Here is a 16,499-nt window from a genome sequence, read left to right on the forward strand (position 1 = left end):
GCTCATATGCTTATGAAAATAACTCACTACCAGAGTAGTTCTTATAACTATTTAATACGCACCATCCGGTTAATAACAACCTCTTTTTTTTCAGGTGTCGACTGTGAAACTTCAACCACTACTGGCCTTGGGCCTGACCGTTCTGGCCGCCTCCACCCAAGCCTTCGGTGGCGCCACACTTGATCGTGTCGAACAGAAAAAAGAACTGGTTGGCGTGCTGATGGAAAGCTATCCACCCTTCTCGTTCCTCAATGACCAGAACCAGCTCGACGGTTTCGATGTGGATGTCGCCAAAGCCGTGGCGGACAAACTCGGGGTCAAGCTGCGCCTGGAAACGCCGTCCTGGGACGTCATCGCCGCCGGCCGCTGGAGCGGGCGCTATGACATCTGCATCTGCTCCATGACCCCGAGCAAGGCCCGCGCCGAAGTGTTCGACTTCCCGGTGGAGTATTACGCCTCTCCGGCAGTGATCGTGGTCAACGCCAAGGATGATCGCATCCACGGCGCCAAGGACCTGAGCGGCAAGAAAGTCGGCCTGACCAGCGCCTCCAGCTATGAAAGTTATCTGAACAAGAATCTGGTCATTGAAGGCGCCGAGGACACACGTCTGGAGTATCCGTTCGAGGACGTGCAGATCGCCCCGTACGATACTGACAACGTCGCCTTCCAGGACCTGGGCCTGGGCGCCGGTGTGCGACTCGACGCCATCCTCACCAACCTGGTGACCGCGCAGCCACGTCTGAATCAGGACCAGCGCTTCAAACTGGCCGGCGCGCCGCTGTATTCGGAGCCGAACTCGGTGGCCATCGAAAAGGGTGACGCGCAGTGGGACGCCAAGGTGCGCGAGGTGTTTGCGCAACTGAAACAGGACGGCACGCTGAGCAAGCTGTCGCAAAAATGGATCGGCGCCGATATCAGCCAATGACTGCCTTCCCGACACCTCCACAGCCGCCGCAACCGGTGGCTGAATCACGCCTGCAACGGCTGTTCGGTTTCCGCACACGCCTGTATCTGACGTGGGCGGCGATGTGCAGCCTGTTCGCCGGTTTTTTCCTGAGCTTCGATCTGAAGCTGTCGATCATCCTCGACAAATTACCGAACCTGCTCGGTGTGCACCTGGCGCCCAACGGCTTTCTGCAAGGCGCAGCGCTGACCCTGTTTCTCTGTGCCTGCGCCATCGTCGCCTCGTCCGCGCTGGGCTTCATTACCGCCCTGGCGCGCCTGTCGAAAAGCGCCGTGGCATTCGGCATCGCCAGTTTCTATACCTCGTTCTTTCGCGGCACGCCGCTGCTGATCCAGATCCTGTTGATCTACCTCGGCCTGCCGCAACTGGGCGTCGTGCCCGGTGCGGTGGTGGCCGGGATCATCGCCTTGTCGCTGAACTATGGCGCGTACCTCAGCGAGATCTTCCGCGCCGGCATCCTCGGCGTGCCTTATGGTCAGCGCGAAGCCTCACTGGCGCTGGGCATGCGCGAAAGCGTGATCTTCTGGCGCATCACCCTGCCCCAGGCCATGCGCACCATCATCCCGCCGACCACCAACCAGTTCATCTCGATGCTCAAGGACTCGTCACTGATCTCGGTGATGGGCGTGTGGGAAGTGATGTTCCTGGCTCAGTCCTACGGGCGCTCGAGCTACCGCTACATCGAGATGCTGACCACCGCGGCGATCATTTACTGGCTGATGTCGATCGGTCTGGAATTGATCCAGGCGCGGATGGAACGCCATTACGGCAAGGCCTACGTGCGCCGCAGCTGAGTAAAGCCGCTGGCAAACGCACGCTGGCGTTCAACGCTTGATGCGTTTCTGCGTGTTGAACAGCCGGCGGCGTCTGGATCTGCCGTAGGAAAAGGCCTGGTCAGGCTTGAGTAAAAACACCGGTCGCAGGTCTTGCCGTCATTTTCTACGGGCAGGCTCGGATATCGCCTGCAAGGCTGCGAGACGCGGCCGACATCGGATTTTCTGCGGCAAAAATAGAGTGGGGTCTCCTATCCAGTGAGGCCCGATTCATGCCCGGACACTACTCGCTTCGCCCCCTCCAACTCGCCGTGGCGATTGCACTGGCAATCGGATGGAGCAACGTCGCCAGTGCACAACAGCCGGACATTCCGGTCGTCGAAAACGCAGTTGAAGACAAACCGAAAAAACCTCGGAAAAGAACACCAAAACCACCCACAGCGTCAGGCGACCTCTCGGCGACTGAAGAAGTGCTCAGCCAAAGCCCTGCAACAACCGCTATCGACCCGCCGGGCAACCTCGCACCGGACCAGACGTTGTTCGGCGAAACGCTGGCGCAAACCTCCGCCAACAGCAGAGAGCAGCAGACACCCGATCAGGGCATGCCGTTTGAGCCCTTGCGCGACAAACCTCTCGAGCATCTGGCAAGCAGCAAAAATGCTCAGGAACTCGCCAAAAGCCTGGTAAAAGATCCCACCCCACCGCAGCAACCTCAGCAACCTCAGCAACCTCAGCAACCTCAGCAACCTCAGCAACCTCAGCAACCTCAGCAACCTCAGCAACCGCAAGAGCCTGGGCCATCTCATCCGCCGGCGCAGCCCACTAGTCCTGCCGCGTTACCCAACACCGCCATCAGCGCCCTGCAAGGCGCGAGCCCACCAGCGGCCAGCCTGGCACTCGAACAACTTGCCGCCGGCAGCAACGCCAACCTTGCCAAAGCCACCCTGAGCAGCGCCGCTCCGGTCAGTGCCAGCATGCTCTCGGCGATGCATCAACTGGACAATCGCAAAGGTCACGGTGACGGCCGCGTCTGGCTGCAAGCACTGGGACATGGCGGCAAGGTCGATCGTGATTTCGACAGCGCGCTGAAACACGCTACTGAAGGCCTGATCCTGGGGGCCGACTGGCGCTTCGACGAGCAATGGCACTTCGGCCTGATCGGCGCGAAGTCGCAGACCCGACTGGATGCCAGGCAGTTCGATGGCGATCTCGACAGCTGGCACCTCGGCGCCTATGCCCTGCGTCAGGACGGGCCGTTCGCTCTGCGGTTGGGTGCGTCCTATGGCAGGCACGATGGCAGCGGCAAACGGCATGTCGCCTTCAGCGGTTTCAGCGACCGACTGCAGAGCAAGTACAACGCCAATACCCAGCAGCTGTTTGCCGAAGTCGGCTACAACGTGGGCCGTGGCAACCTCAGCATCGAACCGTTCGCCAGTGTCGGGTATCAGCGCTACCAGCGTGACGGTTATAGCGAGACAGGTGGCGACGCGGCGCTGAAAGTGGAGGGTCAGACACGCGCGAATCCGAGCAGCACCGTCGGCCTGCGCCTGGCGAAAACCAGTCATCTGGCCAACGGCATGCAACTGACGCCGCGTCTCAGCGCCAGCGTGAAACACACCTACGGCGAACTCGACAGCACAACACGTCAGCAACTGCTCAGGGGCGGCAAAAGCTTCGAGGTCACCGGTGCGCAGATGGACCGCAACCGCACGCTGCTGGATGCGGGTCTCGATCTGACCTTGTCCGCGCGCCATACCTTGGGCGTTGGCGTCACTGGCGAGGCCGGCAGCGACAGCCGCAGCTATGGCGTGATGGGCCAGTGGCGCCTGGCGTTCTGACGCACTGAACGCCATCGTTGCAGGAGTGAGCTTGCTTGCGATAACGGTAGATCAGTCGACCTCTGCTATCGCGAGCAGGCTCACGCCTGCAAAGGGTCTTGATGCAGGTAAATTGCAGGCGAAAAAAAAGGGGAGCACATGCCCCCCCGAGGTTTAAAACGTTGAATCGCGGCGGTTATCTCAGCCTTCGATCTCGATCAGGATTTCCCCCGGGTTGACCCGGTCGCCCTTGGCAACATGAATGGCGGTGACCTTGCCGGCCACGGCGGCCTGGACTTCGGTTTCCATCTTCATCGCTTCGGTGATCAGCACAGCCTGGCCGGCCTTGACGGTGTCGCCTTCCTTGACCAGCACATCAACGATGTTGCCCGGCATGGTGGTGCTGACGTGGCCCGGGGCCGACGCTTGCTTGCGCTTGCTGCTGCCACCGCTGACAAATTCGTTGAGCGGTTCGAACACCACTTCTTCCGGCATGCCGTCGATGGACAGGTAGAAGTGACGCTTGCCTTCGGCCTTCACGCCGACACCGGTGATGTCGACGCGGTAGGTTTCGCCGTGAACATCGATGACGAACTCGGTCGGCACGCCTTCGCCGCCAGCCTTCGCCACACCGCCGGCCTCAGGGATCGGCAGCAGCACTTCCGGCACGAGGGTGCCGGCGGCACGCTCTTCGAGGAACTTGCGTCCGATGTCCGGGAACATGGCGAAGGTCAGCACGTCTTCTTCAGACTTGGCCAGTGCGCCGATGTCGGCCCGCAGCTTGGTCATTTCCGGCTTGAGCAGATCGGCCGGACGCACGTCGATGACCTCTTCGCTGCCGATGGCCTGACGACGCAGCTTCTCGTTGACCACGCCCGGGGCCTTGCCGTAGCCGCCCTGCAGGTACAGTTTGACCTCGTTGGTGATGGTCTTGTAACGCTCGCCGGCCAGCACGTTGAAGAACGCCTGGGTGCCGACGATCTGCGACGTCGGGGTCACCAGCGGCGGGAAGCCGAGGTCTTCACGCACACGGGGGATTTCCGCCAGCACTTCGGCCATGCGGTTGAGAGCACCCTGTTCTTTCAACTGGTTGGCGAGGTTGGAGATCATCCCGCCTGGCACCTGGTTGACTTGCACGCGGGTGTCGACGGCGGTGAATTCGCTTTCGAACTGGTGGTATTTCTTGCGCACGGCATAGAAGTACAGACCGATTTCCTGCAGCAGTTCAAGGTTCAGACCGGTGTCGTATTCGGTGCCCTTGAGCGCAGCAACCATCGACTCCGTGCCCGGGTGGCTGGTCCCCGAAGCGAAGCTGGAGATCGCGGTGTCGATGTGGTCGGCGCCGTTTTCGATGGCTTTCAATTGGCACATCGCCGCCAGACCCGCCGTGTCATGCGAGTGGATGAACACCGGCAGCGACTGCTCGGCTTTCAACGCGCGGACCAGTTCGCCGGTGGCGTACGGCGTGAGCAGACCGGCCATGTCCTTGATCGCCACCGAGTCGCAACCCATGGCTTCCATTTGCTTGGCCTGCGCCACGAAAGCGTCGATGGTGTGCACCGGGCTGGTGGTGTAGGCGATGGTGCCCTGGGCGTGTTTGCCGGCCGCTTTCACCGCTTCGATCGCGACGCGCAGGTTACGCACGTCGTTCATCGCATCGAAGATGCGGAATACGTCGATGCCGTTGACCGCAGCCTTGGCGACGAACGCTTTGACCACATCGTCGCTGTAGTGACGGTAGCCAAGCAGGTTCTGCCCGCGCAGGAGCATTTGCAGACGGGTGTTAGGCAGCGCGGCGCGCAGTTGGCGCAGGCGCTCCCACGGGTCCTCTTTGAGAAAACGCACGCAAGCGTCGAACGTCGCACCGCCCCAGCACTCCAGCGACCAGTAGCCGACTTTGTCGAGCTTGTCGCAGATCGGCAGCATGTCTTCGGTGCGCATGCGGGTGGCGAGCAGCGATTGGTGAGCGTCGCGCAGGATGGTGTCGGTGACAAAGATCTTCTTGCTCATTCTTATATTCCTCACAGGCCTGCGTGGGCGGCGATGGCGGCGGCGATAGCCAGGGCCAGCTCTTCGGGTTTGCGCTTGATCGAGTAGTTGGTCAGTTCAGGATGGCTTTCAACGAAGCTGGTATTGAACTGGCCGCTACGGAATTCCGGATTGCGCAGGATTTCCTGGTAATACGCGGCGGTGGTCTTCACGCCTTGCAGGCGCATGTCGTCGAGGGCGCGCAGGCCACGATCCATGGCCTCTTCCCAGGTCAGCGCCCAGACCACCAGTTTCAGGCACATCGAGTCGTAGAACGGCGGAATGGTGTAACCGGTGTAGATCGCCGTGTCGGTGCGCACGCCCGGACCGCCGGGAGCGTAGTAGCGGGTGATCTTGCCGAAGCTCGGCAGGAAGTTGTTTTTCGGGTCTTCGGCGTTGATGCGGAACTGCAACGCGAAACCGCGGTGCTGAATGTCTTCCTGCTTCACCGACAGCGGCAGGCCGGAGGCGATGCGGATCTGCTCGCGAACGATGTCGATCCCGGTGATTTCTTCGGTGATGGTGTGCTCCACCTGCACCCGGGTGTTCATCTCCATGAAGTACACCTCGCCCTCGGCGAGCAGGAACTCCACGGTGCCGGCATTCTCGTAGCCCACCGCCTTGGCCGCACGCACCGACAGGTCGCCGATGTAGGCGCGCTGTTCCGGGGTCAGTTGCGGGCTCGGAGCGATTTCGATGAGCTTCTGGTTGCGGCGCTGGATCGAGCAGTCACGCTCGAACAGGTGCACCACGTTGCCGAAGCTGTCGCCGAGAATCTGCGCTTCGATGTGCTTGGGGTTAACGATGCATTTTTCCAGGAACACTTCTGCCGAACCGAAGGCCTTGGTCGCTTCGGAAATCACCCGAGGGAAATTCTGCTCGAGCTCTTCGCGGCTGTTGCAGCGACGGATACCGCGACCACCACCACCGGAAGTGGCCTTGAGCATCACCGGGTAACCGATACGGTCGCCCTCGGCCAAGGCTTCTTCGATGTCCGCAACGTTGCCTTCAGTGCCCGGCGTGACCGGCACACCGGCCTTGATCATGCTGCGCCGGGCTTCGGTCTTGTCACCCATGCGGCGAATGACTTCCGCCGACGGGCCGATGAATTTGATGCCGCGTTCGGCACAGATGTCTGCCAGCTCAGCGTTTTCCGACAGGAAGCCGTAACCGGGGTGCAGTGCATCGCAACCGGTTTCCACCGCCAGGTTCACCAGCTTGCGCGGGTTCAGATAGCCGGCCAGTGGCTCGGCACCGATGCTGTGGGCTTCGTCCGCACGCTTCACATGCAAGGCATGGCGGTCGGCGTCGGAAAAAATCGCAACCGAGCGAATGCCCATCTCGGCGCAGGCTCGCACGATTCGTACGGCAATCTCACCACGGTTGGCGATCAGGATCTTTGTTATCACTTGGAGGTTCCCTTGAGCCGGTGGCACCACGACCTGCTAGACCCAGGTCGACGCGTGACTAAATGTTTCAATTTAGTCGCAGCCCCACACTAGCCCCCACAAGGGATTAACAAAAATGAATAAAAATTGGGTCAGGCATAAGTAAAGACTTATAGTTAAACCATCAGCCTGCCGTCAGAGCCTATAAGAAATGCGTAAGTCCTTGATGCGTATGACATTACGTCAATTGCAGATCTTCAACGAAGTGTGTGATTTGCGCTCTTACAGCCGCGCCGCCGATGAAATGTCTCTTACACAACCGGCCGTCAGCCTACAGATTCGTCAACTGGAAGAGCTGATCGGCCAGCCATTATTCGATTATGTCGGCAAAAAACTCTACATGACCGAGGCCGCCGAAGCTCTGCAGCGCGCCAGCCGGGACATCTTCGGCCGTCTGGAAAACCTCGACATGCAGCTGTCGGACATGCAGGGCTCGCTGCAAGGGCAATTGAAGCTGGCGGTGGAATCCAGCGCCAAATACTTCGTGCCGCACCTGTTCGCCGCCTTCAAGCGCCAGCACCCGGAAGTGAACCTGCAACTGACCGTGGTCAACCGCGGCCAAGTGATTCGCCGCCTTTCGGACAACCGCGACGATCTGGTGATCATGTCGATGGTGCCGCAGGACATGGGCCTGGAATTTCTGCCGTTTTTGAACAATCCGATTGTCGCCGTGGCGCGCCCGGACCATCCGTTGGCGCACATGGGGCCGCTGCGCCTGCAGGATCTTGAGCCCTACACGCTGCTGATCCGCGAACCGGGTTCGGGCACGCGACTGGCCTGCGAGGAATACTTCAAGGAGAAGCGCGTGCACTTCACCCAGACGCAGGAAGTGGCGTCTGCCGAAGCCCAGCGCGAATGCGTGGCGGCGGGTCTGGGCCTGGCGCTGTTGACGCGCCACGCCCTGAACCTGGAGCTGGCGACCGGCGGCCTGGTCGAGCTGCCGGTCGAAGAGTTACCGCTGTTTCGCAGTTGGTGCCTGGTGCAAGCCAAAGCCAAGCGGCTGTCACCGGTAGCGCACGCCTTCCTGGCGTTTATCCGCAGCGAGCGGGTGCAGATCAGCGCACTGGTTGAGCGCTTCGACGGGAAGCTGCCGATGCGGCTTGCCAGTAGTTGAGTTCGATATCCCCGGGAAAATCGCTAATTTCGCTCTGAAGCTGACGGAGTTCGAAGCGATCTTCGATGGCGCGACGGAATTCCATGCGGCGCTGGTCTTCCTGTTGACGACGGGTTTTCGCGGCGCTGTTGCGTTCTTCGTAGGGCTGAGCCATTTCGAGTCTCCCAAGGCGAGTACGGGAGTTTCACGATAGGCGCGAGGGATGACGGTTTGGCTGCGCGAGGATGACAGTGCGATGAAACTTTGCAGATTGCGTGTCAGTGTGGCGAGGGAGCTTGCTCCCGCTGGACTGCGAAGCAGGCCCGGCCTTTTCAGGGCCGCTGCGCGCCCCATCGGGAGCAAGCTCCCTCGCCACAAAACCAGGCCTCAGTCATCCAGGGCTTTGACGGCCTTGGGCGACAGCCGCAAGCTGCGCAAACTGCGCTTAACGCTCTTCAGGTGATTGACCAGGCTCGGCCCGCGCGCCATGGCCACGCCCATCGCCAGCACGTCGATCACCACCAGATGCGCAATGCGCGAGGTCAGCGGCGTGTAGATTTCGGTGTCTTCGTGCACATCGATCGCCAGGTTGACGGTCGACAGCTCGGCCAACGGCGTCTGGCTCGGGCACAGGGTGATCAACGATGCGCCGCTCTCGCGAACGAGGTTGGCGGTGATCAGCAGGTCCTTGGAGCGCCCGGATTGAGAAATGCAGATCGCCACATCGGTCGGCTTCAAGGTCACCGCCGACATCGCCTGCATGTGCGGGTCGGAGTACGCCGCCGCCGTCAGCAGCAAACGGAAGAATTTGTGCTGCGCATCCGCCGCCACCGCGCCCGACGCGCCGAAGCCGTAGAACTCGACCCGCTGCGCCTGGGACATCAACGTCACCGCCCGCTGCAATTCCACCGGGTCGAGCTTCTCGCGCACTTCCATCAGGGTGTGCAGCGTGGTGTCGAAAATCTTCAGACTGTAGTCGGCGACCGAGTCGTCTTCGTGGATCGCGAACTGACCGAAGCTGGCACCGGCAGCCAGGCTTTGCGCCAGTTTGAGCTTGAGATCCTGAAAACCGGAACAGCCGATGGCCCGGCAGAAACGCACGATGGTCGGCTCGCTGATGCCGACGCTGTGGGCCAGGTCGGCCATGGAGCTGTGCATCACGGCCGCAGGGTCAAGCAGCACGTGGTCGGCGACCTTGAGCTCCGACTTGCGTAACAGGTGACGTGACTGGGCGATGTGTTGCAGCAGATTCAAGGGGCTGGACTCTTCTTATGGGCAAGGATGTAGCACGCTTGTAGTTATACTACATGAATTGGCTTTTTGCCTGCTCAATGCGTAACTCCATGTCCCCATATCAGGCGCGATGGGGTGCATGTAGCCCTTAAAGCGGATTGCCCTGTTCACGCAACAGCCCGGCCAGACGCTCGGCCTCCACCGGACGGCTGATCAGATAGCCCTGCACTTCATCGCAGTGCTCGGTGCGTAGAAAATCCAGCTGCTCGGAACGCTCGACCCCTTCGGCTACCACTTTCAACGACAGCCCATGCGCCATGGCGATGATCGCCCGGGTGATGGCCGCATCTTCACTGCCCTGACCCAGCCCGCGAATGAACGCCTGATCGATCTTCACGTAATCCACCGGGATGCGCTTGAGGTAACTCAGTGACGAATAGCCGGTGCCGAAATCATCGATCGCCAGTTTCACCCCCAGATCACGCAGTTGCTGGAAGGTCGCGATGATGTGTTCGACGCTGTCGAGCAACTGGCTTTCGGTGAGTTCCAGCTCGAGGTAGTGCGGCGCCAGACCGGTTTCTTCCAGCACCTGACGCACCAGACTGACCAGTTTGCCCTGACGCAGTTGATGCACCGACAGGTTCACCGATACGCGAATCGGCGCCAGCCCCTGACGCTGCCATTCGCACGCCTGCCAGCAGGCTTGGCGCAACACGAACTCGCCGATCGGCCCGATCAATCCGGTTTCCTCGGCCAGACCGATGAAATCCCCCGGTGGCACCCGACCCATGGTCGGATGATCCCAACGCACCAGCGCTTCCGCCGCATTCAGACGTCCGGTCTGCAGGCAGAGCTTCGGTTGGTAGAACACCTTGAGCTGTTTGTCCTCGATGGCTTTGCGCAGTTGGTTTTCCAACTGCAAGCGCTCAAGGGTGCTGGCCTGCAGGCTGTCGGTGTAGAACTGGAAATTGTTGCCGCCCAGATGCTTGGCGTGTTGCATGGCCATGTTCGACTGACTGACCAGTGCGGAAATCTCCCGGGCGTTGTCCGGCAGCATGCTGATACCCATCGAGGCACTGACCACCAGCTCATGCCCTTCGACTGTCAGTGGCAGGCGTAGCTTGCTCGACAGCCGCGTCGCGACCCGCGCCAGGCTCGACAGGTTGCCGTAGGCATCGAACAGCACGGCAAACTCGTCGCCGGACAGTCGGGCGATGGTGTCGGCCTCCGGCAACGCGTTGACCAGGCGCCGAGCCATTTTCTGCAGCAACTGATCCGCCACCTCGTGACCGAGGCTGTCGTTGAGCAACTTGAAACGATCCAGATTGATGTGCAGCAACGCCAGGCTGCGGCGTCCGCCCTGACGCACGCGCTGATGGGCCTCGTGCAGGCGCTCGCGGAACAGCGAGCGGTTGGCCAGCCCGGTGAGTTCATCGTAGTGGGTCAGGTAGCGCATGCGTTCTTCGGATTCGCGCCGCGCTGAAAGATCGGCGAAGAAGCCGACGATATGACTGACATTTCCCCGACTGTCACGCACCGCGTTGAGCTGCAGCCACTGCGGATACAGCTCGCCGTTCTTGCGGGTCTCGACCAGCTCGCCCTGCCAGCTGCCGTGCTGCTCCAGCGCGTGGCGGATCGAGACATAGTGCCGCCGCGCATCACGGCTGCACGGCAGTTCGACGACATTGCGCCCGAGCATGTCTTCAATGTCATAACCGGTGACCCGGCTGAACGCCTGATTGATCGCGATCAACGCATAGTTCGGGTCGAGAATGACGATGCCTTCGCTGGCTGCTTCAAACACCGTGGCCGCCAGCCGCTGTTGTTCTTCGAGACTTTTGCTGACGCTGATGTCGCGCCGGGTGCCGACCATGCGAATCACCCGCCCATTGTCACTGCGCTCCACGGCGCGGCCGCGATCCTCGATCCACACCCAATGGCCGTCGCCATGACGCACGCGGTATTCGATCTGATAGTCCTCGGTGCGGCCCTTCAAGTGCTCGATCAGCGCCTGCTTGAGCGGCGGCACGTCTTCGGGGTGCAGGCGTGGTTTGAGGTCGCGCAGGATCGCCGTGACGTATTCCGGCGCGAGGCCGAACAGTTCCTGGATCTGCGTGTGGTGGACTTCGTCGGTTTGCAGGTTCCAGTCCCACAGCCCCAGTTCGCTGGCCTTCAATGCCAGGGCCAGCCGGGCTTCGCTTTTGCTCAGCGCTTGGTTGGCCACGTCCAGTTCGCGGCTGCGCTGCGCCACCCGGTCTTCCAGCTCGACCTGCGCCTCGCGCAATGCACTTTCGGCACATCGCCGTTGCTCGACCTCTTTGCCCAGCGCCTGATTGAGCTGCTCGCTGCAGCTCTGAGCCTGCTGTAAATGCTCGATCAGGTGCTGATTCTGAAAGCGCCGCAACAACCCGCGATCAATCAACCGGTTGACCTGCCACGCCACCACGCTCAGCGAGCCGAGCAGGATCAGGCCCAGCCAGCCCCAGCCACGCGCCTGCTCGTCACCGCCCCAGAACAGGTAACCGATCGCCGGCAGCAGGCACGGCAAGGTAAAGGACAGAAACGCCGGCAGGCTGACGGCGTAGGCAACACTGGCCGACAGCGTCGCGGCGCCGATCAGGCCGAACACCCAGGCTTGCTGCATGAAGTTGTCAGCGGGCACCAGCGCGATGCCGGCGCCGGCCAGGGTCAGGCCGGTCATGGTCGAGCCGAGCAGGAACATGCGGAACCAGATCGGCTGGGCCTGACGGTCGGGAATCGCCGAATCGAACGCCGCAACCTGAATCACCCGCAGCGCCACCAGCGACAACAACCAGACCAGCCAGATGCTGACCACGAAATAGCGCTGCGGACTCCAGAGCAAACCGGCGCAGACCAGACCATTGAGTAACATGAACAACGTGGGCAGCAGCGAGCCCTGATACAGCAGGCGCGTGCGTTCAACCGCCATTTCGGTGGCGTAATGCTTGCGGATGACCCGGGGTTCCACAGAGGGGCCCGACAGGTCTGAGCTGAGGGTCTTTTGCAATGTTTTTGTTCTTATAAGAGTGAGCATGGGCCCGAAACGTGGACGGAGCATACACAAGCCGACCCCGTTGCCAAACTGCTCCAGATCACAAATTGCAGGAAACGTTTGCCCGCCCGATCACCGGCAAAACCCGCAAAGCGAGACGGGCCGACGCCTGTAGCCAGTGACCGACCGGTCGTCATCGGCAGCACTTTCATCGGCTAATGCAAAGCTCGGTTTGCCCGGGCCTGCGGCGCACCCTAGAATGCCCCGATGCGCGATGATCTCTCCCTTCTGCTGAACTCCCTCAACGATGCCCAACGTCAGGCCGTAGCAGCCCCCGTTGGCCGTCAGTTGGTCCTGGCCGGTGCCGGCTCCGGTAAAACCCGAGTGCTGGTGCACCGTATCGCCTGGTTGATCCAGGTCGAAAACGCCTCGCCCCACTCCATTCTGTCGGTGACCTTCACCAACAAGGCCGCTGCCGAGATGCGTCACCGCATCGAGCAGTTGCTGGGTATCAACCCGGCCGGCATGTGGGTCGGCACCTTCCACGGCCTGGCGCACCGCTTGCTGCGGGCGCACTGGCAGGAAGCGGGTCTGAGCCAGACCTTCCAGATTCTCGACAGCGACGACCAGCAACGCCTGGTCAAGCGGGTGATCCGCGAGCTGGGGCTGGACGAACAACGCTGGCCTGCCCGTCAGGCCCAGTGGTTCATCAACGGGCAGAAAGACGAAGGTCTGCGTCCGCAACACATTCAGGCCAGCGGCGATTTGTACCTGGCCACCATGCGCGGCATCTATGAGGCCTACGAGGCTGCCTGCCAGCGCGCCGGTGTCATCGATTTCTCCGAACTGCTGCTGCGCGCCCTCGACCTGTGGCGCGATCACCCGGGCCTGCTGGCGCATTATCAAAAGCGCTTTCGGCACATTCTGGTGGACGAGTTCCAGGACACCAACGCCGTGCAGTACGCCTGGTTGCGTCTGCTCGGCAAGGGCGGCGACAGCCTGATGGTAGTCGGCGACGACGACCAGTCGATCTACGGCTGGCGCGGCGCGAAAATCGAGAACATTCATCAGTATTCGTCCGACTTCCCGGATTCGGTGACCATTCGTCTGGAGCAGAACTACCGCTCCACCGCCGGCATCCTCAAGGCGGCCAACGCCCTGATCGCCAACAACACCGGGCGTCTGGGCAAAGAGCTGTGGACCGACGGCGGCGACGGCGAAGCGATCAACCTGTATGCCGCGTTCAACGAACATGATGAAGCGCGCTATGTTGTCGAAACCATCGAAAGTGCGCTGAAAACCGGCCTTGCCCGCAGCGATATCGCGATTCTCTACCGCTCCAACGCCCAATCACGCGTTCTCGAGGAAGCGTTGCTGCGCGAACGCATTCCATACCGCATCTATGGCGGCCAGCGCTTCTTCGAGCGTGCCGAAATCAAGAACGCCATGGCCTACCTGCGTCTGCTCGAAGGTCGCGGCAACGATGCCGCGCTGGAGCGGGTGATCAACGTGCCGGCCCGTGGCATTGGCGAAAAAACCGTCGAAGCGATCCGCGACCATGCACGCCACAGCGATGTGTCGATGTGGGAAGCGATGCGCCAGCTGGTCGCCAATAAAGGCCTGACCGGTCGCGCCGCCGGTGCGCTGGGTGCGTTTATCGAACTGATCGAGAACCTCGCCGCCAAGTGCATGGAGATGCCGCTGCACTTGATGACCCAGACTGTCATCGAGCAATCGGGGCTGATCGCTTATCACGAAGCGGAAAAAGGCGAGAAAGGCCAGGCCCGGGTGGAAAACCTTGAGGAACTGGTCAGCGCCGCGCGCAACTTCGAGAACACCGAAGAAGACGAAGAGCTGACGCCACTGGCGGCGTTCCTCGGCCACGCTTCGCTGGAAGCCGGTGATACCCAGGCCGACGAGCACGAAGACAGCATTCAGTTGATGACCCTGCACAGCGCCAAAGGTCTGGAATTCCCTTACGTGTTCCTGGTGGGCATGGAAGAAGGCCTGTTCCCGCACAAGATGAGCCTGGAAGAACCGGGTCGCCTTGAAGAAGAACGCCGTCTGGCCTACGTCGGCATCACCCGGGCCATGCAGAATCTGGTGATGACCTATGCTGAAACCCGACGCCTGTACGGCAGCGAAACCTACAACAAGGTCTCGCGTTTCGTCCGTGAAGTGCCGAAAGGCTTGATTCAGGAAGTACGTCTGTCGAACAGCGTCAGCCGACCGTTCGGCGGCAACCAGTCGATGAGCGGCAGCAACCTGTTCAGTGGCAGCGAGATTCCGGAAACCGGCTTCAGCCTCGGCCAGGCGGTGCGTCACTCGATCTTCGGCGATGGTGTGATCCTGAACTTCGAAGGGGCCGGCGCGCAGGCGCGGGTGCAGGTGAATTTCAGTGAAGGCAGCAAGTGGCTGATGCTCGGGTACGCGAAGCTGGAAGCGATCTGACGCCGGTTTCGCTTTTCTGTGGGAGCGAGCCTGCTCGCGAATGACATCACCGTGGTTGATCTGCTAAACCGCAGTGTGGCTTTCGCGAGCAAGCTCGCTCCCACAGGGGTCGGCGTTGGATGATCTAACAAGGACATATCCATGGGCTCAGGCTTCTTTTCTTCGTGGACATTCTGGGCCCTGCTCTCGGCGACTTTCGCCGCGCTGACGGCGATCTTCGCCAAGGTCGGCATTGAAAACGTCAATTCCGACTTCGCCACCCTGCTGCGCACCATCGTGGTCCTGGTCAGTCTGGCCTTGATTTTGTATGCCACGGGCCAATATCAGTCCTTGGGATCGATTTCCGCCAGGAGCTACCTGTTCCTGCTGTTGTCCGGTCTGGGTACCGGCGCGTCGTGGCTGTGCTATTTCCGTGCATTGAAAGTCGGCCCCGCTTCGCTGGTCGCGCCCGTGGACAAGCTCAGCGTAGTGCTGGTGGCGGTGCTCGGCGTGATCCTGTTGGGCGAGAAACTCGACATGCGCCAATGGGGCGGCATCGGCCTGATCACAGCCGGTGTGGTGATGCTGGCGTTTCGTCGCTAAGCCATTTCTTGCTGAACCTATCCCATTTTCCTACAGACAAAAGTACATAGCCTTATTGCCTCGACCGAGCTGAACGTAACCTGTCAGGCAAAAGCCCGAAACACTCTCTCGCTAGCCAGTAACACTTCAGCTGTGCAACATGGCGCGCGTGTCTCCACAAACGGGAATTCCCTTTATGAAACGTTTTCTTAGCATCGCCATGGCGTTGTGCATCGGCCTGACGATGAGCCTCGACGCCAACGCCAAGCGCTTCGGTGGTGGCAAAAGCGCCGGCGCTGCGCCGACGCACCAGACCAGCCAGATGGCTCCTTCTTCCCCAGGCATGGGCGGCGCAGCAGCGACCGCAGGTGCTGCCGGCGCTGCCGGTGCCGCTGCCAAGGCTGGCGGCGCTTCGAAATGGCTCGGCCCGCTGGCCGGTATCGCCGCCGGTGGCCTGCTCGCGTCCATGTTCATGGGCGGCGGCTTCCAGGGCATGCAGATCTTCGACATCCTGATCATGGCCGTGATCGCGTTCGTGATCTTCCGCTTCATCGCCGCCCGTCGACGCAAGCAGCAGGAGCATCTGGCTCCGGCCGGCGCGCCGATGCAGCGTGAAGTGTTCGAGCAGAAGCCTGCTGCCATGGGCTCGATCTTCGGTGGTTCGGCTGCTCCGGTTGCCGCTCGTCCGGTAATCAACGCGCCAGCCTGGTTCAACGAACAGAACTTCCTCGCCGCTGCGCGCAGCCACTTCCAGTCGCTGCAGCAGCACTGGGACGCCAACGAAATGGACAAGATCGCCGAGTTCGTGACCCCGCAAATGCTCGAGTTCCTCAAGCGTGAGCGTGCGGACCTGGGCGACGGCTTCCAGTCGACCTACATCGACAACCTGCAAGTGCAGCTGGACGGCGTGGATGATCGTGCCGACAAGACCATCGCCACCCTGACCTTCAGCGGCGTGTCGAAGACTTCGCGCTTCGACCAGGGCGAAGTGTTCAGCGAAAGCTGGAACATGGAACGTCCCCAGGGCGAGAACCAGCCTTGGCTGGTCGCCGGTATCCGCCAGAACGGCTGATCCCTCTGCACTGCGCATGCGGTAATAAAACCCCAGCCTCGGCTGG

General features: G+C 61.2%; 12 protein-coding genes. 7 read left to right on the forward strand and 5 right to left on the reverse strand.

The genetic code is table 11. From position 1 onward, the window contains the following. Positions 1 to 103: 103 nt before the first annotated feature. From J5M57_RS15150 to J5M57_RS15160, 3 genes are all read left to right on the forward strand, one after another. A complete protein-coding gene (locus J5M57_RS15150; RefSeq protein WP_064589875.1) occupies positions 104 to 925 on the forward strand; it encodes an ABC transporter substrate-binding protein in 822 nt (273 codons plus the stop codon). After that, entirely contained in the window at positions 922 to 1,758 is an 837-nt protein-coding gene (locus J5M57_RS15155; RefSeq protein WP_169842894.1) for an amino acid ABC transporter permease, read from the forward strand. Before J5M57_RS15150 ends, J5M57_RS15155 begins: the two co-directional genes overlap by 4 nt. Before the next feature lie 251 nt (positions 1,759 to 2,009). Further along, the gene (locus J5M57_RS15160; RefSeq protein ID WP_207848633.1) at positions 2,010 to 3,575 is read left to right on the forward strand and encodes an autotransporter outer membrane beta-barrel domain-containing protein; all 1,566 of its coding nucleotides are present in this window, start codon (positions 2,010 to 2,012) and stop codon (positions 3,573 to 3,575) included. Between the two features lie 180 nt (positions 3,576 to 3,755). Here J5M57_RS15160 and oadA read toward each other — a convergent pair whose 3' ends face one another. Both oadA and J5M57_RS15170 read right to left on the reverse strand, forming a co-directional pair. Beyond that, positions 3,756 to 5,564 (reverse strand): sodium-extruding oxaloacetate decarboxylase subunit alpha, encoded by a 1,809-nt coding sequence (oadA, locus tag J5M57_RS15165; protein WP_169842892.1) that lies wholly within the window; start codon positions 5,562 to 5,564, stop codon positions 3,756 to 3,758. Positions 5,565 to 5,575: 11 nt separating this feature from the next. Next, positions 5,576 to 6,991 (reverse strand): acetyl-CoA carboxylase biotin carboxylase subunit, encoded by a 1,416-nt coding sequence (locus tag J5M57_RS15170; RefSeq protein ID WP_025112637.1) that lies wholly within the window; start codon positions 6,989 to 6,991, stop codon positions 5,576 to 5,578. 190 nt (positions 6,992 to 7,181) lie between these two features. Between J5M57_RS15170 and J5M57_RS15175 the strand changes: the two genes are divergently transcribed. Further along, on the forward strand, positions 7,182 to 8,144 hold the full coding sequence (locus J5M57_RS15175; RefSeq protein WP_207848634.1) for a LysR family transcriptional regulator: 963 nt from the start codon (positions 7,182 to 7,184) through the stop codon (positions 8,142 to 8,144). Here the strand turns inward: J5M57_RS15175 and J5M57_RS15180 are convergent. The 3 genes from J5M57_RS15180 to J5M57_RS15190 form a co-directional block, all read right to left on the reverse strand. Then, entirely contained in the window at positions 8,086 to 8,298 is a 213-nt protein-coding gene (locus tag J5M57_RS15180) for a hypothetical protein (RefSeq protein ID WP_207848635.1), read from the reverse strand. The genes J5M57_RS15175 and J5M57_RS15180 overlap by 59 nt on opposite strands. Positions 8,299 to 8,510: 212 nt before the next feature. Beyond that, on the reverse strand, positions 8,511 to 9,377 hold the full coding sequence (hexR, locus tag J5M57_RS15185) for a transcriptional regulator HexR (protein ID WP_007962240.1): 867 nt from the start codon (positions 9,375 to 9,377) through the stop codon (positions 8,511 to 8,513). 127 nt (positions 9,378 to 9,504) lie between these two features. Next, positions 9,505 to 12,435, reverse strand: a complete 2,931-nt coding sequence (locus J5M57_RS15190; protein WP_207848636.1) for a GGDEF domain-containing phosphodiesterase — start codon at positions 12,433 to 12,435, stop codon at positions 9,505 to 9,507. Positions 12,436 to 12,636: 201 nt separating this feature from the next. Between J5M57_RS15190 and uvrD the strand changes: the two genes are divergently transcribed. The 3 genes from uvrD to J5M57_RS15205 all read left to right on the forward strand — a co-directional run bounded on the left by uvrD (position 12,637) and on the right by J5M57_RS15205 (position 16,453). After that, the gene (uvrD, locus tag J5M57_RS15195; protein WP_003229685.1) at positions 12,637 to 14,820 is read left to right on the forward strand and encodes a DNA helicase II; all 2,184 of its coding nucleotides are present in this window, start codon (positions 12,637 to 12,639) and stop codon (positions 14,818 to 14,820) included. A gap of 141 nt (positions 14,821 to 14,961) precedes the next feature. After that, positions 14,962 to 15,402 carry an EamA family transporter gene (locus J5M57_RS15200; RefSeq protein WP_064589881.1) on the forward strand — a complete coding sequence of 147 codons (441 nt, stop codon included), beginning with the start codon at positions 14,962 to 14,964 and terminating at the stop codon, positions 15,400 to 15,402. A 175-nt stretch (positions 15,403 to 15,577) separates the two neighbouring features. Continuing rightward, on the forward strand, positions 15,578 to 16,453 hold the full coding sequence (locus J5M57_RS15205; protein ID WP_064589882.1) for a Tim44 domain-containing protein: 876 nt from the start codon (positions 15,578 to 15,580) through the stop codon (positions 16,451 to 16,453). The last annotated feature ends 46 nt before the right edge of the window (positions 16,454 to 16,499 follow it).

Source organism: Pseudomonas sp. 86_A, assembly GCF_017491705.1.
In the GTDB taxonomy this organism is placed as follows: Bacteria; Pseudomonadota; Gammaproteobacteria; order Pseudomonadales; family Pseudomonadaceae; genus Aquipseudomonas; species Aquipseudomonas koreensis.